At 66.3% G+C, this 18,657-nt stretch carries 19 protein-coding genes (1 of these 19 running past the window's edge); 12 read left to right on the top strand and 7 right to left on the bottom strand.

Annotated elements, in window-relative coordinates:
- Positions 1–17: 17 nt before the first annotated feature.
- Positions 18–254, top strand: coding sequence for a hypothetical protein (locus OVY29_RS12920; protein ID WP_152567669.1), 237 nt, complete (start codon positions 18–20; stop codon positions 252–254).
- A 49-nt stretch (positions 255–303) separates the two neighbouring features.
- Here the strand turns inward: OVY29_RS12920 and OVY29_RS12915 are convergent, their stop codons facing one another.
- Entirely contained in the window at positions 304–714 is a 411-nt protein-coding gene (locus OVY29_RS12915) for an acyl-CoA thioesterase (protein ID WP_037556916.1), read from the bottom strand.
- Between the two features lie 45 nt (positions 715–759).
- Complete coding sequence (gene queF, locus OVY29_RS12910) at positions 760–1,230, bottom strand: preQ(1) synthase (RefSeq protein WP_037556917.1); 471 nt, start codon at positions 1,228–1,230, stop codon at positions 760–762.
- A gap of 126 nt (positions 1,231–1,356) precedes the next feature.
- On the opposite strand from queF, the gene OVY29_RS12905 reads away from it, so the two are divergent.
- The 4 genes from OVY29_RS12905 to OVY29_RS12890 all read left to right on the top strand — a co-directional run bounded on the left by OVY29_RS12905 (position 1,357) and on the right by OVY29_RS12890 (position 5,991).
- Complete coding sequence (locus OVY29_RS12905) at positions 1,357–2,655, top strand: hypothetical protein (RefSeq protein WP_037556918.1); 1,299 nt, start codon at positions 1,357–1,359, stop codon at positions 2,653–2,655.
- 181 nt (positions 2,656–2,836) lie between these two features.
- Positions 2,837–3,676, top strand: a complete 840-nt coding sequence (gene sseA, locus OVY29_RS12900; protein ID WP_037556919.1) for a 3-mercaptopyruvate sulfurtransferase — start codon at positions 2,837–2,839, stop codon at positions 3,674–3,676.
- Positions 3,677–3,847: 171 nt separating this feature from the next.
- Positions 3,848–5,053 (top strand): cystathionine beta-lyase, encoded by a 1,206-nt coding sequence (metC, locus tag OVY29_RS12895; protein WP_037556921.1) that lies wholly within the window; start codon positions 3,848–3,850, stop codon positions 5,051–5,053.
- Positions 5,054–5,058: 5 nt separating this feature from the next.
- Positions 5,059–5,991: a mechanosensitive ion channel family protein gene (locus tag OVY29_RS12890; RefSeq protein ID WP_052182408.1), complete on the top strand. Its 933-nt coding sequence runs from the start codon at positions 5,059–5,061 to the stop codon at positions 5,989–5,991.
- On the opposite strand, the gene ppa is transcribed toward OVY29_RS12890, so the two are convergent.
- On the bottom strand, positions 5,988–6,524 hold the full coding sequence (ppa, locus tag OVY29_RS12885; protein ID WP_037556922.1) for an inorganic diphosphatase: 537 nt from the start codon (positions 6,522–6,524) through the stop codon (positions 5,988–5,990). The genes OVY29_RS12890 and ppa overlap by 4 nt on opposite strands.
- A 111-nt stretch (positions 6,525–6,635) precedes the next feature.
- Positions 6,636–8,573: a M61 family metallopeptidase gene (locus OVY29_RS12880; RefSeq protein WP_037556923.1), complete on the bottom strand. Its 1,938-nt coding sequence runs from the start codon at positions 8,571–8,573 to the stop codon at positions 6,636–6,638.
- A 256-nt stretch (positions 8,574–8,829) separates the two neighbouring features.
- Here OVY29_RS12880 and hisS point away from each other — a divergent pair, with 256 nt between their 5' ends.
- The 6 genes from hisS to OVY29_RS12850 all read left to right on the top strand — a co-directional run bounded on the left by hisS (position 8,830) and on the right by OVY29_RS12850 (position 16,114).
- The gene (gene hisS, locus OVY29_RS12875) at positions 8,830–10,077 is read left to right on the top strand and encodes a histidine--tRNA ligase (RefSeq protein ID WP_037556925.1); all 1,248 of its coding nucleotides are present in this window, start codon (positions 8,830–8,832) and stop codon (positions 10,075–10,077) included.
- On the top strand, positions 10,077–11,144 hold the full coding sequence (prfA, locus tag OVY29_RS12870) for a peptide chain release factor 1 (RefSeq protein WP_037556926.1): 1,068 nt from the start codon (positions 10,077–10,079) through the stop codon (positions 11,142–11,144). Before hisS ends, prfA begins: the two co-directional genes overlap by 1 nt.
- A complete protein-coding gene (gene prmC / locus OVY29_RS12865) occupies positions 11,137–11,961 on the top strand; it encodes a peptide chain release factor N(5)-glutamine methyltransferase (RefSeq protein ID WP_037556927.1) in 825 nt (274 codons plus the stop codon). The genes prfA and prmC overlap by 8 nt, the downstream gene beginning before the upstream one ends.
- Before the next feature lie 252 nt (positions 11,962–12,213).
- Positions 12,214–13,056, top strand: a complete 843-nt coding sequence (locus OVY29_RS12860) for a DUF4167 domain-containing protein (protein WP_037556928.1) — start codon at positions 12,214–12,216, stop codon at positions 13,054–13,056.
- A gap of 75 nt (positions 13,057–13,131) precedes the next feature.
- A complete protein-coding gene (locus OVY29_RS12855; RefSeq protein WP_081933180.1) occupies positions 13,132–14,544 on the top strand; it encodes a DUF4139 domain-containing protein in 1,413 nt (470 codons plus the stop codon).
- 13 nt (positions 14,545–14,557) lie between these two features.
- The gene (locus OVY29_RS12850) at positions 14,558–16,114 is read left to right on the top strand and encodes a hypothetical protein (RefSeq protein ID WP_313911550.1); all 1,557 of its coding nucleotides are present in this window, start codon (positions 14,558–14,560) and stop codon (positions 16,112–16,114) included.
- Here OVY29_RS12850 and OVY29_RS12845 read toward each other — a convergent pair.
- Together OVY29_RS12845 and OVY29_RS12840 are read right to left on the bottom strand one after the other, a co-directional pair.
- On the bottom strand, positions 16,111–16,503 hold the full coding sequence (locus tag OVY29_RS12845) for an acyl-CoA thioesterase (protein WP_037556698.1): 393 nt from the start codon (positions 16,501–16,503) through the stop codon (positions 16,111–16,113). The genes OVY29_RS12850 and OVY29_RS12845 overlap by 4 nt on opposite strands.
- Positions 16,500–16,802: a hypothetical protein gene (locus tag OVY29_RS12840; RefSeq protein WP_037556703.1), complete on the bottom strand. Its 303-nt coding sequence runs from the start codon at positions 16,800–16,802 to the stop codon at positions 16,500–16,502. Before OVY29_RS12840 ends, OVY29_RS12845 begins: the two co-directional genes overlap by 4 nt.
- A 125-nt stretch (positions 16,803–16,927) precedes the next feature.
- On the opposite strand from OVY29_RS12840, the gene OVY29_RS12835 reads away from it, so the two are divergent.
- Complete coding sequence (locus OVY29_RS12835) at positions 16,928–17,353, top strand: CBS domain-containing protein (RefSeq protein WP_037556697.1); 426 nt, start codon at positions 16,928–16,930, stop codon at positions 17,351–17,353.
- Here the strand turns inward: OVY29_RS12835 and OVY29_RS12830 are convergent.
- Positions 17,338–18,657: the 3' portion of a lipopolysaccharide biosynthesis protein gene (locus tag OVY29_RS12830; protein ID WP_313911549.1), read on the bottom strand. The gene runs 213 nt beyond the window's last position; only the last 1,320 of its 1,533 coding nucleotides appear in the window; its start codon lies beyond the right edge, outside the window — the gene reads right to left on this strand; its stop codon occupies positions 17,338–17,340. The genes OVY29_RS12835 and OVY29_RS12830 overlap by 16 nt on opposite strands.

Genomic DNA, 18,657 nt, shown 5'->3' with positions numbered 1-18,657 from the left:
AGCTGGAGGAGTTTGTGATGATGAAAAGATTGAAAAAGGGCGCGATCGCTATCGCGGCAGCTTCGATGGTCCTTGCGCCGGTGGCGGCTTCGGCAGCATCTGCAATCGACGGCGCGCGTGCGACATCGGCTGTAAGCGGTGAAAATAATCTCGAAGGCGCAAGCTGGATCGCGATCGTGCTGGGTCTAGCCATCATTGCCGGCGGCATCTGGCTGGTCGTCGATGACGACAATGACGATCCGGTCAGCCCGTAAAATTCTTCTTTTGCTTTAAGGCGCCCGCCCCTGCGAAACGGGGCGGGTGCTAGCTCTTCTCGCCAGGAAAGAAGCGTGCAACCACTTCGCTCGCGAGCCGCGCGGGGCGAAGCGTTTCGGCGTCGATGCAGCACCAGCTCGACTTGACCTCGGCGAGCACATCCTCGCCGCGCTTGATGATCGTCTCGTAAAAGGCGCGCGCGCCCTGAACCTTCTCGAGGATCACGGTGGCGATGACCTGATCGTCGAGGAAGGCGGGGCGGCGGTAGGTGATCTCGTGCTTCAGCGCGACCCACAGATGGGCCGCGACCGCTTCGGGCGGCGCGATATGGCGCCAATGCGCGAGCACCGCTTCCTGCACCCAGCTCAGATAATGGGCGTTGTTCACATGCCCCATGAAGTCGATGACGTCGGGTCCGACCTTGATGTCATGGTCGTGGGGCAGGGCGGTTGCGCTCATATCGTTGACACTAGTGTCAATATATTGTGACGGAAAGATGAATCTTCATCCCCGCCCGCGATAGGGCGCAACGCCCTGATCGGGGAGCCACAGTCCTGCGGGCGGGGTTCCCGATTGCCAGAAGACGTCGATCGGAATCCCGCCGCGCGGATACCAATAGCCGCCGATGCGCAGCCATTGGGGCCGCATCTCGTCGAACAGGCGGCGGCCGATGCCGACGGTGCAATCCTCGTGAAAGCCCGCATGATTGCGGAACGAGCCGAGGAAGAGCTTGAGGCTTTTCGATTCGACGATCGTTTCGCCAGGGGCGTAATCGATGACCAGATGCGCGAAATCGGGCTGGCCGGTCACGGGGCAGAGCGACGTGAATTCGGGCGCGGCGAAGCGAACGAGATAAAGCTCTCCGGCGCGCGGATTAGGGACATAATCGAGGACGGCCGCTTCGGGTGAGACGGGCAGTTCGCTCGATTGGCCGAGATGTTTGGGCGCGAGCGGGGTAGGGGTGGAATCGGTCATGGAAAGGCTCTAGTGCGCAGCGCGGCCGATGTCATCCGGGCCGGTGCCCGGAAATCGACCGCTGCAAGGTTCAGCGCCAATTCAGCGGCGCGGGCGACATATGGTTAGCGTGGGATCGCGGACAAGATGACGGTGCGTAACTTCGGGCGACAACAGGCGGCGGCGTTTGCGCTGGCGGCGGCAACGCTGGCTGCGGGCGGTCCTGTGGCCGCGCAGGATACGACGACGTCGTCCCCCCCGATCGATTTCCGCCTGCCGCCGCCTACCGACGACGGCCGCACGCCGGGCGTGCAGGGCCCGTCGGACAATGGTTTGCCTCCGGTGGCGCCGGGCGAGCGGCGGGGTCAGCCGACACCCACGCCGACTCCAGCACCGACATCGCCGCAGCCCGTTGCGCCGCCGCGCGTGACGCCGACGCGGCCGGATACGGCGACCCCCGCCCCGGCTCCCGCGCGTCGCGAGACCCCCGCAACCGCGACGCCGCGTCCGGCCCAGCCCGAAACGGTGGAGCCCGCGACGACCACCGATAACCAGCCATTGCCGCCCCTCGATACGGCCGCGCCGCCGCAGCCCGCAACCGTGGACGCAGCGCCGGAAACTGCGGACGAAACGCCGGTTGCCGCCGCGCCGGCCGAGACGCCCTCGGGCACGCCGATTTGGGCCTGGGCGCTCGCGGTTCTGGCGGCGGGGGGTGCCGCTTTCTGGTATTGGCGTCGCCGCACCGCGCTAGCCGGTCCGGCGGTCGACGAGGTTGACGAGACCCCGCGTCCGGCAGCCCGAGCGGCCGCCCCGCTGCCCAAGCCTGCCGCTCCGCCGGTTCCGCGTCCGGCGCCCGCTCCACCACCCGCACCGGTATCGCGACCCGAGGCGGCGTCCGCCCATCCGCTAGTCACGCGCGCCGCGGACGAAAAGCGCGCCGTGGTCGGCATGGCGCTCGACATCCGCAGCATCCGGTTCGCGCCCGATCATGTGGCGGTCGGTTTCGCGCTCAACCTGATGAACCAGGGGACGGTGCCGGCGACCGGCCTGATGGTGCGCATCGCGCTGGGTCAGGGCTCGGCGATGACCGAGCCGGTGCTCAGTCGCTTTTTCGACGGCGCGGGGGGCAGCGTGCTGCGCGACGACATCGCGCTGGCGGTCGGCGCGGGCGAGGAATTGTCGACCGAAGTGATGCTGCCGCGCGCCGCGATCGAGCCGCTGATGATCGGCGGCAAGCCGATGATCGTCCCCGTCATCGCATTCGACATCACCTATCACTGGGACGGCGAGGGCGAGGCGTTCGGCCAGAATGCGGGCAGCTTCGTCATCGGCCGCGAACAGGGCGCGAGCGGCAGCGAGAAGCTCGCGCCGCTGCCGCTCGACCGGCCCTCCTATGCCGTCGACCGACCCGGCGCGCGCGCGACCGCGATCAAGCGCAGCCAATAGTCCGGCTCAAAACTGCACTGGTTTTCTGTTGCGGTGCAGCATCGACTGCGGCAGGACGGACCAGCTTGAAAAAGCAGGGGTGGGGGCATAGGCTGACTATCCCCGGAAAGAAGCCACAGCAGGATGGCCGGGCGAGGGACAGGCAAACAAGGTTCCCGACCGGTCGTAACAGGAGCATGACATGGACGCCTTGGTCTCAACCGACTGGCTGGAACGCGAACTGGGGGCATCGGACCTGCGGGTCGTCGATGCGACGAAATTTCTGGGGACCGATCGCGACGCGCGCGCCGAATATGAAGCGGGGCACATCCCCGGTGCGGTGTTCATGGACCTGGCCGAGCTGACCGACGCGTCGAACGCGGTCGAAAACATGGCTCCCTCCGCCGAGAAATTCGCCAGCCGCATGCAGTCCCTGGGGCTCGGCGACGGCAGCCGCATCGTGCTTTACGACGACAGCCCGCTGAAGAGCGCGGCGCGCGCCTGGTGGCTTTTGAAGCTGTTCGGTGCGCACGACGTCGCGCTGCTCGACGGCGGTCTCGCCAAGTGGAAGGCGGAGGGCCGCGCGCTCGAAATGGGCAAGCAGACGCTGCGCCACCGCCACTTTACCGTCTGGCGCGACGCGAAGGCGGTGCGCACCAAGGAACAGATGGTCGCGAACGTCGACAGCGGCGCCGAGCAGGTCGTGGACGCGCGCCCCGCGGCGCGCTTCACCGGCGAAGAACGCGACCCGCGTCCGGGCCTCGCGCCGGGTCATATCCCGAACTCGCGCAGCCTGCCGCACGGCGAGCTGTTCAACGCCGACGGCACATGGAAGCGCGGCGACGATCTGAAGGCCGCGTTCGACGCCGCCGGAGTCGATCTCGACCAGCCGCTCGTCACCACCTGCGGCAGCGGCATGACCGCCACCGTCGTCGCCTTCGGCGCGCATCTGCTCGGCAAGGACGATGTCGCAGTCTATGACGGCAGCTGGCTCGAATGGGGCGCCGACCCCGCGACGCCGAAGGCGACCGGGGCGGCCTGAAACGCCCAAGCGGCTTTCTAACCGTTTGTGCTGAGCCTATCGAAGCACCGTTCTTCCTTCTGTATCGCTGAAAGAACAACGGCACGTCGACAGGCTCAGTGCGAACGGATTAGTTTGCTCCACGTCGTTGCATCGCTGGATTTTGGCCCGTGCTCCGCTAACAAGGCTGCGATGAGCAAGAACGACGATCCAAGCCTCCGCCCTGCGACCAAACTCGTGCAGGGCGGACGGCGGCCCGAGTGGACCGGCGATCCCCGGCTCGGCGGCGGAATCGTCAATCCGCCGGTCTGGCGCGCCTCGACGATCCTTTACGACAATATCGCCGACCTCAAGGCGCGCGGCCATGCGACGCACGACAAGCTTTATTACGGCCGGCGCGGGACGCCGACCGTGTGGGCGCTCGCCGATGCGCTGACCGGGATGGAGGCGGGCGCCGAAGGGACCCTGCTCTACCCGTCGGGGGTCGCGGCCAATTCGGCGGGGCTGCTCGCGCTGCTGTCGCCGGGCGACCATCTGCTGATGGTCGACAGCGCCTATGAACCGACGCGCGCCTTCTGCAACTCCATGCTCGCACGGCTCGGCGTCGAGACGAGCTATTATGACCCGCTTGTCGGGGCGGGAATCGCCGACCTCATTAGGCCGGAAACCCGGCTGATCTTTCTCGAATCGCCCGGCAGCCTGACCTTCGAGGTGCAGGATATTCCGGCGATTACTGCCGTGGCGCGCGAGCGGGGTGTGTTGACGATGCTCGACAACACCTGGGCGACACCCTTGCTTTTCCCTGCGCTCGCGCACGGCGTCGACGTCGCGATGATGAGCCTCACCAAATATGTCGGCGGGCACAGCGACGTGATGATGGGTTCGCTGACGGCGACTCGCGCCGTGTGGCCGAAGCTTCGCAGCGCCGCCTACCAGCTCGGCCAGTCGGTTTCGCCCGACGATTGCGCGGCTGTCCTGCGCGGCCTCCGGACGCTCGAGGTGCGGATGCAGCGGCAGGGCGAAAATGGCCTTGCCGTCGCGAACTGGCTCGCGGACCGCGCCGAGGTCGGCCGCGTGCTGTACCCCGCGCTGCCCGGCGATCCCGGGCATGCTATCTGGTCGCGCGACTTTTCGGGCGCCAGCGGGCTGTTCGGTTTCACGCTGAAGGGCGCCGACGAGGCGGCGCGGACGCGCTTCATCGATTCACTCGCCCATTTCGGCATCGGTTTCAGCTGGGGCGGCTACGAAAGCCTCGTCGTGCCGAGCGATCCGGCGACTATTCGCACCGCGACCCGCTGGGCCGACCCCGACCCGCTCGTCCGCCTGTCGATCGGGCTCGAGGATCCGGCCGATCTGATCGCCGATCTCGAACGCGGTTTTGCGGCGATGCGGGGTTGAGCGCGATGGACGGCCTGTCCGAAGCGACCGTCCGCGCGATCGACACGCTGAAAGCGATCGGCATCGACGTCGGCTCGTACCGGCTGTCGCTCTATGGCCTGTTTTCGACGGTCATCGTCGCGATCCTGCTCTATATCGCGGTGCGGATCGTGCTGCGCTCGACCAAATGGCTGCTTCGCCGCAACACCCAGATCGACGCGACGCAAAGACTGCTGGCCGAAAAGCTGATCGCGATCGCGCTCTTCGTCTTTGCGATATTGTTCGGCATCGACCTGCTCGGCATCGACCTGACCGCGCTGGCGGTCTTTTCGGGCGCCGCGGGCCTCGCGATCGGCTTCGGACTACAGAAAACCGTCGGCAATCTGATCGCCGGAATCATCCTGCTGATGGACCGCTCGATCAAGCCGGGCGACATCGTCGTCGTCGGCGACGGCAGCGCGATGGGCGGCATCAGCTTGCCGGGCGGGATGCCCAACGTCGGGCGCGTCGCCAAGATCGGCGTGCGCGCGGTCAACGTCATCACCCGCGACGGCAAGAAGCATCTGATTCCGAACGAACTGCTGATGACGCAGGCGGTCGAGAATTGGAGCTTTGCCAGCCCCGAGGTGCGCGTGCGGATGCGCGTTCCGGTCGGCTATGACTGCGACCTCCGCCTCGCGCAGCGGCTGATGGTCGAAACGGCAAAGGAAAATCCGCGCATCCTCGCCGAACCCGAACCCGTCGTGTGGATTACCGCCTTCGGCGAACGCGCCGTCGAGCATGAGCTGCGTTATTGGATTTCGGACCCCGAGGCGGGGCTCGGCAACATCCAGGGCGAAGTTTTTCTGGGGATCTGGGACCGGTTCAAGGAAGCGGGCATCCGCATTCCCTATCCGCGCACCGACGTGCGGATGGTCGGGGCGCCGGATCAGAACCCGGCGCCCGCGGACGAAAATTAGAAGCCGACCTTCTTCGCGCGTTCGATACATTCGACGATGATGCGCTTCGCCTCGTCGACATCGCCCCAGCCGTTGAGCTTGGCCCATTTGCCGGGTTCGAGATCCTTGTAGTGGGTGAAGAAATGCTCGATCTGCTGGAGCACGATTTCGGGCATGTCCTTATAGGTCGCGACCTTATCGTAATAGGGAAAGGTCTTGTTGACGGGAACGCACAGCAGCTTCTCGTCGCCGCCGGCATCGTCGACCATGTTGAGCACGCCGATCGGGCGGCACTTGACCACCGCGCCCGCGACGATCGGCGAGCGCGCGACGACCAGGGCATCCAGCGGGTCGCCATCCTCGCCCAGCGTGTGCGGAACGAAGCCGTAATTGGCGGGATAGCGCATCGGGGTATGAAGGAAACGGTCGACGAACAGTGCGCCCGACGCCTTGTCGAATTCATATTTCACCGGCTCGCCGCCGATCGGCACTTCGATCAGGACGTTGAGGCTGTCGGGCGGGTTGTCGCCGGCGGGAATCAGGTCGATGCGCATGGGAGATCCTTTTGTGTTTTTGAATTGCGCGCGCCTTTAGCGCCGGAAAGAGCCAAAAGTCGAGGGGGCGTCTATCGAAGCTTAGGTCCCCTCCCGCGGGCGGGAGGGGAGCTACAGCGCCCGCCGCGGCGCCAATAGCCGATCGAACCAGTCGGGGCCGCTCCCGCTTTTTTCCCCGCTTTTTTCGAGGTGCGGCCAGCGCAATCCGCCGTGATAGTCGATATCGACATTCCGATAGCGCCCGCCGCGCTCGACCAGCAGCCGCACCGGCGTCTTGCCGTCGGCTGCCGCCTGCACCGCCGCTTCGATTCGCTCGCGGCTATAGGCGAGTCCCTCGACCGCGACGATCTTCGTGCCATTGACGATGTCGGCCTTGAAGGCAGGACCGTTCCACAGGATGCCCGTCGCGACGCCATCCTTGTCGATCGACATTCCCAGCGAATGAGTGAGATCGGCGTTCTTCGCCTGCGCCATGCGGTCGCGATCGAAGACGTTCGGCGTGTTGCGCCAGACGAGGCGATAGCCTGCGCGCTCGATCCCGCCGGTGGGGGCGGGGCGCCCGCTCGTCTGCATCCGTTCGCGCAGGAAAGTCGCCCAGTCATAGGAATGGATGGCATTGAGCGCGGCGACGACATCGTCGAAATCATAGACCTGCTGCCCCCAATCGCCTTCGCGTCCGCCGAAAAAGGCGCGGGCGAAATCGTCGAGGCTCTTGGCGTTGTTCGTCGCGCCGCGGATCAGCATGTCGGCCTCGAGCCACATCAGCGATCCCTCGTTGTAATAATCCTCGCTCCGCGACCAGCTCGAAAAGGGCTTGGGCTTGCGCGCGGCGATCACCGGGTCGAGCGTCGTATCCTCGACCGGGCGCCACTCGCGCCCCGGCTGGACACTGTAATAACCGGCGTTGGTCGCCCATTCGGCGAGCACCATCTCTTTCGACTGCATCCCCGACCGGGCGGCGAGCACGAGGTCCCAGAAGCTCGTCTGGCCTTCGTAAACCCATAGCAGATTGCCCTGCATCGGGGTGCGATAATCGGGGGTCCACAGCTTGTCCGGCCGGCGATATTTGCCGTTCCAGCTGTGGACGAGTTCGTGTGGGAGCAGTCCGCGCTCGCTGCCATTCTCCTCCCATTTGGTGAAATAGTCGGGGTTGCGGCTGTTCTCGCTCGAACGGTGATGCTCGAGCCCGATCCCGCCAAGTTCGTCGCTGAGCGCGAGCAGAAATTCATAACGGTCGAAATGGCGGACGCCGAACAGCGCGACGGCTTCGGACACCAGCGCTGCGTGGCGTGCGATATGGTCGGGGCTCGCCTCCAGATATTTCGCTTCGTCGGCGACGACGTTCAGCGTCACCTTGTTGCCGAGGTCCCATTTGCGGAAATATTTCCCCGCAAACATCGGGCTGTCGACGAGGGTCTCGTAATTGGTCGGGGCAAAGCTGTAGCGGCCCGCCGATACTTTGAGCCCGTCGAGCGCCGCCACGCCGGTCCAGCCTTCGGGCAGCGTCACGTCGAGCTGCACCGGAATATTCCGCGTGAAATAGCCCGCGGGATAGAGGCTGACCTGTTCCCATTGCAGGTTCATCATCGCCGGGGTGACGACGACGCGGCCCTCGCTCGTGCGCGTCGGCGACAGGAAGTCGAAGGTGACGTCGATGCTCTTCGTGCCCGCAGGGACGTCGATGTCAAAGGCGTAGACGTCGGTCGGCTGGCGCGTCCAGGCGAGCGGCTTGCCGCCCGCCGAGGCCTTGAAACCCGCCATCTCGGCGATCGCGCCGCGCGGCGCGTGCTTGCCGGGCAGCCATTCGGGATAGAGCAGGGTGAGCTTCCCGGTCTTCGCCACCGGGATCGTCTGCCGAACGTGAAAGATGCCGCGCGCAACGTCGGTCGCATCGACGCGCAGCTGCATCGTCCCCGGATAGGGTTTGTCGGCGGGCAGCGGGATGGTCAGCGGCTGGACGACCGGCTGGGGGCGGCTGCCCGCTTCCTCGGCATGCGCGGCGGGGGCGAGGGCGAAGAACGCGGCTGCGACGAACGGTGCTTTTTTCATGGCCTGTCCTTTAGGCAGGAAATGCTTTCTTCCACAACCTTCTCCCCTTGCGGGAGAAGGATACGAAGCCTTGCCGCAAAGCGGCTAGGCGCAGTTGGATGAGGGGTTGCGGTCGCAACGCGACCGCGCGAGCCAATGGCTCGCTACCCCTCACCCAGCTACGACTAGGCAGCAAGCTGCCAAGTCTGCGCATCCCTCTCCCGCAAGGGGAGAGGGGACTTTGCGCCCCCGGCAAAATCGACTAGACGCCCGCTCCATGAGCAAGGACAAATCCGCCAGAATCCCGACGCCGCAGGCCGTGCGCGGCACGCAGGACATGCTCGGCGATTTCGCCGACCGTTTCCAGCATGTCGTCGATACCTTCGACCGCGTGCGCCGTCTTTACGGCTTCAAGCGGATCGAGGTGCCGGTGATCGAGCCGACCGCGGTGTTCGCGCGCTCGCTCGGCGAGACGACCGACGTCGTCTCGAAGGAAATGTATTCGTTCGAGGATCGCGGCGGCGAATCGATCACCTTGCGTCCCGAATTCACCGCGGGGATCGCGCGCGCCTATGTCACCAACGGCTGGCAGCAGTTCGCGCCGCTGAAGGTCGCGACGCACGGGCCCTTGTTCCGTTACGAACGCCCGCAAAAGGGGCGGTATCGCCAGTTCCATCAATTGGATGCCGAAGTGCTGGGCAGCGACAGCCCGCTGGCGGACGCGGAATTGCTGGTGTTCGCGGATCAGCTTTTGAAAGAGCTGGGGATCGCCGAGGGCGTGACACTGACGCTCAACACGCTCGGCGATGCGGCGAGTCGCGACGCATGGCGCGCGGCGCTCGTCGAGCATTTCGAGGGGCATCGCGGCGATTTGTCGGAAGACAGCCTAGCGCGGCTCGACAAGAATCCGCTGCGCATCCTCGACAGCAAGGATCCCAAGGACCGCCCGATCGCCGACAGCGCCCCCGACATCGATGCGTTTCTGACGAGCGAGGCACAGGATTTCTTCGGCGCAGTGACCGCGGGTCTCGACGCCGCGGGCGTCGCTTGGGAGCGCAACGCGCGGCTGGTGCGGGGGCTCGACTATTATCGCCACACCGCGTTCGAATTCGTCACCGACCGTCTCGGCGCGCAGGGCACCGTGCTCGGCGGTGGGCGATATGACGGGCTGATCGAGAATCTCGGCGGTCCGCCGACCCCGGCGGTCGGCTGGGCAGCGGGGATCGAGCGGCTGGCGATGTTGCTTGACGACGACGTGATCGATACCCGGCTCGACGCAGTGATCGCGGTCGAGGACGATGGTCTGATTGAGTATGCGATGAAGTTGCTTGCGGCAATGCGCCACAAGGGGCTTGCGACTGAAATCGTGGCTACCGGCTCGCCGCGCAAACGCTTTGACAAGGCCGGGAAGATTCCCGCGCTCTCTCTGATTGCAATCGGCACGCGTGATGGCCAATCATACACAAACATTCGCGGCGATAGCGAACTGACGATAACGATCGACGCGATCATTCGTACGCTCTGATGACCTCCGTTTCCGAAAGACAGATCGACGCCATCATCGAACGCCACGCCGCCTTGCAGGCGCGCATGGCGACGGGCGACATGGCGCCCGCCGATTTCGTCGCGGCGTCGAAGGAGTTCGCCGAGCTCGAACCCGTCGCGAAAGCCGCCGCCGAGGTGACGCGGCTGCGCGGCGAGCTCGTCTCGCTGAACGAGATGCTTGCCGACCCCGAGATGAAGGCGATGGCGGCCGAAGAAATCGCCGCGATCGAGGACGCGCTGCCCGTGGCCGAGCATGATCTCGCGATCAAGCTGCTCCCCAGGGATGTCGCCGACGAACGCGCCGCGATGCTCGAAATCCGCGCCGGCACCGGCGGCGACGAGGCGGCGCTGTTCGCGGGCGATCTGCTGCGCATGTACAGCCGCTTCGCCGATACGCAGGGGTGGAAGGTCGAGATCATCTCGGCGAACGAGGCCGAGGTCGGCGGCTACAAGGAGGTCGTCGCGTCGGTCAGCGGCCAGGGCGTCTTCGCGAAGCTCAAGTTCGAGAGCGGCGTCCACCGCGTCCAGCGCGTCCCCGCGACCGAAAGCCAGGGGCGCATCCACACCAGCGCCGCGACCGTTGCGGTGCTGCCCGAGGCCGAGGAAGTCGACGTCGCGATCAACGACAATGACCTCAAGATCGATATCTACCGCGCGAGCGGCGCCGGCGGGCAGCATGTCAACACGACCGATTCGGCGATCCGCATCACGCATATCCCGACCGGCCTCGTCGTGATCCAGCAGGACCAGCGCAGCCAGCACAAGAATCGCGCCAAGGCGATGCAGGTGCTGCGCGCGCGGCTCTACGATCTCGAGCGCGAGAAGATCCACAGCGCCGAGGCGTCGGCGCGCAAGTCGATGGTCGGGTCGGGCGACCGCTCCGAACGCATCCGCACCTATAATTTCCCGCAGGGGCGCGTGACAGACCACCGCATCAACCTGACGCTCCACCGTCTGCCCGAGATCATCGAGGGACAGATGGACGAGCTGATCGACGCGCTGATCGCCGAGGATCAGGCGCAGCGGCTGGCGGGGCTGGGTGACTGAGGTAAGCGCCGCGCTGCGCGATGCGGCGGCGCGGCTCGCGGCGGTTTCGGATACGCCGCGGCTCGATGCCGAATTGCTGATGGCGCATGCGCTGGGCGTCGAGCGGCAGGCGCTGCTGCTCGATCCGGCGCGCTTCGCCCTGCCGGCGGATTTCGACGCACTCGTAGCGCGCCGGGCGGCGCACGAACCGGTCGCCTACATTCTCGGCTATCGCGACTTCTGGACGGCGCGGATCGGGGTCGGTCCCGGCGTGCTGATCCCGCGACCCGACAGCGAGAGTTTGATCGAAGCGGCCGTCCAGCATTTCGGCGCGGCCGGCCCGAAGCGCATCCTCGATCTCGGCACCGGACCCGGCACGCTTCTCTACGCGGCGCTCTGCGAATGGCCCGCGGCGAGCGGCCTCGGCGTCGATGCCAGCGAAACGGCGCTCGGCTATGCGCGGGCCAATGCGGCGGCGCTCGGGCTGGCCGATCGCGCCGAACTGAAACAGGGGAATTGGGCGGAGGAGGTCAGGGACCGCTTCGACCTCATCCTCTGCAATCCGCCCTATATCGCCGATAACGAGAAGCTGATGCCCGATGTCGCCGATCATGAGCCCGCGGGTGCGCTGTTCGCCGGCACCGACGGCCTCGACGATTATCGCCGGATCATTCCCGATCTGCCGCGAATATTGGCGCCCGGCGGCGTCGCGATCCTTGAAATCGGGCGCACACAACATATTTCGGTGGGTGAGCTCGCCGAAGCCGCGGGATTCAAGGTCGCCTGCAGACAGGATCTGGGCGGCCGCGACAGGGCGCTTTTGCTGACCCGCCCCTGACACCCGCACAGAATTCGCTTGGTTTCCGCGGCAAAGCGCGGTAGGGGCGGCTTACAGACACGGCACGGGTACCTTGATCGGTCCGGCTGGTCTGTTTCCCACTTACGATGCTGGTGCGGGGCCTTGGGGCCCGGCGCAAGCGGTAAAGGGCAAGAACCGCGCATGGCGCGGGCGCGACGCGCAATTGGCGCGATCGGCCAAAAGGGGTTGGCGTAGCTTATTAGCTTATTCGACAGGATGTCTCAGTTGAACATGAACAACCGGCAGAGCGGTCGCCGTCGCGGCCGCAACAACAACAGCAACAATAACAACCGCTCGCAGTCGGGCGGTCGCGGCGGGGTCGACCAAGCCAACCGCATCGACAGCCGGGCGCGCGGCAACGGCGCCCAGATGATCGAAAAATATCGCAACCTCGCGCGCGACGCGCAGCTTGCGGGCGACCGGGTTCAGACCGAATATTATCTGCAGTTCGCCGACCATTATTTCCGCGTCGTGAGCGACTTCCGCGCCCGGCAGGAAGAAAAGGCCGCGGCGAACGGCCAGGAACGCAGCAATGATCGCGGCCGCGAGATTCGCGGCGTCGAGGATTTCGACGGCCATGACGATACCGACGGCGATATCGACACCGACACCGGCCGCGACGACGGCGAAAGCGGCGACGAGCGGAGCGATCGCAATGATCGGGGCGACCGCGGCCCGCGCGACAATCGCGGCAACCGTGAAGCGCGCGGCGATCGCGACGACGACAATCGCGGCAATCGCCAGCAATCGCGCGGGCGCGCCGCGCGCAATCGCGACGAGGACGAAGGTCGCGACGATCGTGGCGATGCCGCACCGCGCGACGAAGCCGCCGGGCAGGAACCCGCCCCGCGCCCCGCGCGCCGTCCCGCCCGCCGCGCGCGTCAGGACGACGGCGCCGACAAGGGCAATGCCGCGGAAAATGCCGGGATCGACACCGCCGTGCTGCCGCCGGCGATCGGCCGGCCGGAACGCAGCGCCGAGGGCGAAGCGGCCGACGAGGCTCCCGCCGCCAAGCCGCGCCGCACCCGCCGCACGCTCGCGGCGCGCAATAGCGACGTCGAGGCAGCCGAATAGGCCCGCGATTTCGCGCTAGAATTTGAATCCGACATGCCATAGCCTCCCCGCGGGATATTCGCGGGGAGGCTTTTTATGCGTGCGTTGGCAATGCTTTGCGTTCCGTTCGTCCTGACGGCAGCCCCCGCGGCGGCGCAGGACCCCACAAGGGGCAATGCGCAGGGCGATCTTGCCGTCACCATCTATAACGGCGGCCAGTCGCTGGTTCAGGATATCCGGCAGATCGCTTTCCCTGCCGGCCGGACGCGACAGGAATTTCCCGATGTTTCGGCGCAGATCCGAACGCAGACGGTTTCCTTCGCGGCGGCGAACACCGCGATCGTCGAGCAGAATTTCGACTATGATCTGCTCTCGCCGAATGCGCTGATGCAAAAGGCGGTGGGCGAGACGGTGACGCTGCTGCGCACCAACCCCGCCACCGGCGCCGAAACGCGCGAACGCGCCAAGGTGCTCGCGGTCAATGGTGGCGTCGTGCTGCAGATCGGCCCGCGGATCGAGATATTGCGTGACGACGGGCTGCCGGTGCGCGTGATCTTCGACAAGATTCCGCCGAACCTGCGCGCCAAGCCGACCCTGTCGATCACCGTCGACAGCGACCGGGCGGGGACGCGGCCCGCCACGCTCTCCTACCTCACGAACGGGCTCGGCTGGGCGGCCGACTATGTCTCGCTCTATGACGAAAAGGCCGGGACGATCGACGTCCAGGGCTGGGTGACGCTCTCCAACAACACCGGCACGACCTTCGACAATGCGAAGACTTTGCTCGTCGCGGGAACGCCCTCGACCCGCGGCGCGGTCTCGCCCGCCTATCGCCCGCGCCCGCAGCCGCCGGGCAACCTCCGCCGCGCGGGCACCGAAACCGCGCCGCGCGAGCAGCTCGGCGATTATTATCTCTATCCGCTCGCCGAACGGACGACGATCGCCAATGCGCAGACCAAGCAGGTGAGCTTCCTCGACGTCAGCGGCGTTCCGGCGCAAAAAATCTATGAATTCACCGTCGGCGGGTTCGAGACGATGACCGAGCCCGCCAGTGCGGCGAGCGTGATCAAGTTCAACACGGGCGCGAAGGGCGGCGGCCTCGGCGACGCGCTGCCCGCGGGAACGGTGCGCTTCTATCAGCGCGACATGCGCGGCGATCCGCAGTTCATCGGCGAAAACAACATCGGCCATACGCCGATGGGAAGCGAACTCGGCCTCGCGACCGGACAGGCGTTCGACGTCAAGGTACAGGCGACGGTCATGAAGCGCGAGCGCATTTCGGACCGTCGCTGGCGGACGCAAATATCCTATCTGCTCACCAACGCGCGGGCGAATCCGGTCACGCTCGACCTCATCCAGCGCGGGCTCGACTGGTATTGGGACGACACGCGCATCGTCGACGAAAGCCGGAAGAGCGAGCGGCTCGACAGCGACGGCACGCGCTGGCGGGTCGAATTGCCCGCCAATGGCGAGGCGACGATCACCGCCACCTTTGAAACGCGCACCTGATTCGCGGCCGGTGATGCGCCGCTGGCCGCTCCTGCTGTCGATGCTCGCCGCATCCCCGGCGGCGGCGCAGCCCGCGGTGACCTCGCTCGCCCCCGAGAAAGTCTCGGTCAGCGTCTTTCGTGACCCCGGCCGCGACGAGGGCGGCGAGATTTCGCCCAACTGGCTCGAGGGTTTCGCATTGATCTCCGAGACGCGGACGATCGATCTTCCCGCGGGCGAGGCGACGGTGCGATTCGAAGGCGTCGCCGAAGGCATGATCGCGGTATCGGCGATCGTCACCGGCTTGCCCGGCGGGGTGGTGCAGAAAAATCGCGACGCGGCGCTGCTGTCGCCCGCCAGCCTGCTTGACGGCTCGCTCGGCAACCGCGTCCATATCCGCCGCACCAGTCGCGCGACGGGCAAGGTTACCGAGGAGGAGGCGATCATCCGCTCGGGTCCGGCGGGGGCGGTCGTGCTGCAAACATCGGCGGGTTACGAAGCCCTGCGCTGCACCGGCGTTCCCGAATCGATTCTCTACGACGGCGTGCCCGCGGGGCTGACCGCGAAGCCGACGCTGTCGGTGACGACGCGCAGCCCGGCGGCGCAGCGCGCCACGGTGACGCTCACCTATTTGTCGACCGGCTTCGACTGGGCGAGCAATTATGTCGCCCGCGTGCGTGAGGACGGAAAGACGCTCGACCTCTTCGCCTGGTTGACCGTCGCCAACAGCAATGGCGAGAGCTTCGCCGACGCCGGGCTGGCGGCGATCGCGGGGACGCTCAATAAAGTCAGCGATTTCGAGGAACTCGCCGAACGGCCGCGCACGCCGCCGCTGCATCTCAGCTGCTTTCCGACCGGCAGCGGACGCTATGGCGCGCCGCCTCCACCCCCGCCGCCCGCGCCGCCGCCGCCCGCGGCGATGGAGGAGGGCATGGACAGCATCGTCGTCACCGGATCGCGCATGCAGCGCGCGATGATGACGACGCCCGTCGCGATCGTCGCGAGCCAGGAAGATCTGGGCGACCTAAAACTCTATCGCGTGCCCATCCCGGTCACCGTCGCCGCGAACGGACAGAAACAGGTCGCGCTGCTCGTCAAGGACGGCGTGCCGTTTCGCACAATCTATCGCCTGCGCGTCTATCCGGGCGACGAGGGCGAGGCGATGGAGCCCGAAATCCTGCTGCGGATGCAGAACAAGAAGGCCGAAGGGCTGGGCGTTCCGCTGCCGAGCGGACAGGCGGCGGTGTTCGAGCCCGTCGGCGGCCGCGAGATGCTGGTCGGCGAGGGCCGGATGCGCGACCATGCGGTCGGCGAGAAGGTCGATCTCGTCATCGGCGAGAGCAGCCAGGTGCGAATCGACATGGAGAATTATATGCCGCCGAAGAATGGCCAGCACGACTATCGCATCACCGTGACCAATGCGAACCCGCATCCCGCGGACGTCGAACTCGGCTTCGACGTCGACGACAGCGACCGCCTCGATTCGCGCATCCGCAAGCTTCCGCGCCGCGACGGCCTGCTCACCTGGGTCGTCCGCGTCCCCGCGAACGGCAGCAAGACGTTCCACTACCGCGTGAAGGCGGAAGACTAAGCCGGGGGCAGCGCGCGCGGGCGGTGATTCTCGTCGAGCGCGACGAAGGTGAACAGCCCCTCGGTGACGCGCTCCTCGGTCCGCCCGCCGTCGCGCGTCGCGATCACTTCGATCCTGATGCCCATCGACGTGCGCCCGCGCCGCTCGAGATGCGCATAGACCGAGATGATGTCGCGCAGCAGGATCGGTGCGATGAACTCCATCGTCTCGATCGCCACCGTCGCGACCGCGCCCTGTGCGACGCGCCCGGCGACGATGCCGCCCGCGATGTCCATCTGGCTCAGCACCCAGCCGCCGAAGATATGCCCGTTGGCGTTGATGTCGGCGGGGCGGGGGACGACGCGCAAGATCGGGTCGCGCGGGCAATCGGGGGGCGTTGGTTCGGTCATGGTTTCAGATCCGGGTCGTCTTCGAAAGGGTCTTCGATCGATTCGTCGTGGCCGCTGCCGCTCGACAGAAAGACGAGTCCCATCAGCGCCGCGCCGAGCATCACCGACAGGCCGATGCCGGCCGCGGTCGCTATGATCATATGGATCGTCAGCGCCTCGCCCATCGTGAAGCGCAGCCAGCCGAGCGCGCCGAGGACGGCGAGCAGCGACACCAGCGCCATGCCCTTCATCAGCCGGCGATAGCGCGCCCAGGCGACATTCGACGTGTCGCGATTGTCGAGCGGAGAGCGTTTGACCATGCGCGCCTCCATGGACCAAGCCGCCGCCGCGGCCAAGCGGCATTGCGGCGGGTGGGACGTTTCGTCCCACCGGCGAATCATGATAGGCTTGCCCGGCAACAGAACCAAATATGGGAGCGGCAGCTATGACGATCGGAGCGATTCTTCGTGAACGGACCGGGGCGGTGATTTCGGCGCGGCCGGGCGACGCGGTCCGCGCCGTGATCGACCTGCTGGCGCAGAATCGAATCGGCGCGGTTCCGGTGCTCGAGGGCGATATGGTGGTCGGCATCTTTTCCGAACGCGATATCGTTCGCCTCCTCTCCTCTTATGGTCCCGACGCGCTCGACCGCAGCCTCGACGAGGTGATGACCAAATCGCCGGTGACCTGCGATTCGGACATGGCGGTGATCGGCGCGCTATCGCAGATGACGCAAAAGCGCATCCGTCACCTGCCCGTCGTCCATGGCGGCAAGATGGTGGGCTTCGTGTCGATCGGCGATCTCGTCAAATATCGCATCGACAAGATCGAGGCCGAAGCCGCGGCGATGCGCGACTATATCGCGTCCTGAGTCGGCGCGTCGGCGGCGGGCGGCCGGCGACGAAGCACCAGACGGATCACCTCGGCGAGCGCCTCGCGTTCGAGCAGCCACAGGAGCGCGCCGTATAGCGCCACGCCAAGGCCGACGAGCAGCGCGAGCTGCACCGGCGCGGCGAGGCCGAGCGATTCGAGCGCCTGACCCGCAAAGCCGACCCCGATCGCCATCACCAGTGCGGGCGCGAGTCCCGGCAGCATCGCGCGCGCGACATCCCACAGCGATATGCCGATCAGCGGCGCCGACAGCCGCGCGGTGACGATAAGGAGCAGGGGGGCCGCGATCAGCCACGCCCACGCCATGCCGATCAGCCCCCATTCGGCGCCGACGAGGAATGACACCGGAAAGAGAATCGCGCCGCTCATCGCGGTGAACATCGAAATCGACGGTTTGCCGAGCGCATTGGTGACCGGGGCGAAGAGAATCTGCACCGTCATCAGGATCAGCGCGAGCGAGATGAGCTGGATATAGGGCGCCATTCCCAGCCACTTCGTCCCGAACAGCGTTTCGATCATCGGCGCGGCGACCACCGCGAGCCCGCAATAGAAGGGCGCGGCGACGAGCATCAGGATTCGCACCGTCTTCAGAAAGGACCAGCGCACCGCGGCGGCATCCCTCTTGATTCGCGCATAGGCGGGGAAGGCGACCTCGTTCAGCGGCGGCACGAACTTCGCCATGAATATCTGCGCGAGGAAGAGCGCCTCGGCATAAAGGCCGAGCGCGTGGGCATCGAATCGCGCGCCGGCGATGAAAATGTCCGACTGGCTTTGCACCAGCCAGAAGAGCTGGCTGAACAGCACCGCCGATCCGAATCCGACGATCTGGCCGCATCCCTTGAAGTTGAAGCTCGGCCAGACGAGCAGCCGCGCGACGAGGGTCAGCCCGATAGCGCGCGTCCAGAACATCGCGATCGGCGCATAGACGAGCGTCCACACGCCATAGCCCGCGAGCGCGCAGCCGAGTGCGGTGCCCGCGCCCGCGAACGCCGCGAGCAGATTGACGATCGCCTGGCGCCGGAAATCGAGCGCGCGGCTCATCATCACTTCGGGAAGCGCGATGAAGGGCGTGGCGAGGAAGAGCAGCGCCTGCACGCGAAGCAGGTCGGCGACCATCGGCTGCCCATAATAGGCCGCGGCGAGCGGCGCGCCGAAGAACTGGATCGCGGCGAGCAGCGCGTTGAGCAGCAGCAGCAGGCCGAACGCTTGTCTGATTCGGAACGGGTCGACCGAGTCGGATTGCACAAGCGCGCTCGCGAATCCCCACCCATTAAGGAAGGCGAG

Source organism: Sphingopyxis sp. SE2 (assembly GCF_032227185.1).
In the GTDB taxonomy this organism is placed as follows: Bacteria; Pseudomonadota; Alphaproteobacteria; order Sphingomonadales; family Sphingomonadaceae; genus Sphingopyxis.
The sequence above is the reverse complement of the archived record's forward strand: the minus strand, read 5'-3'. Positions and strand labels throughout refer to the sequence as shown.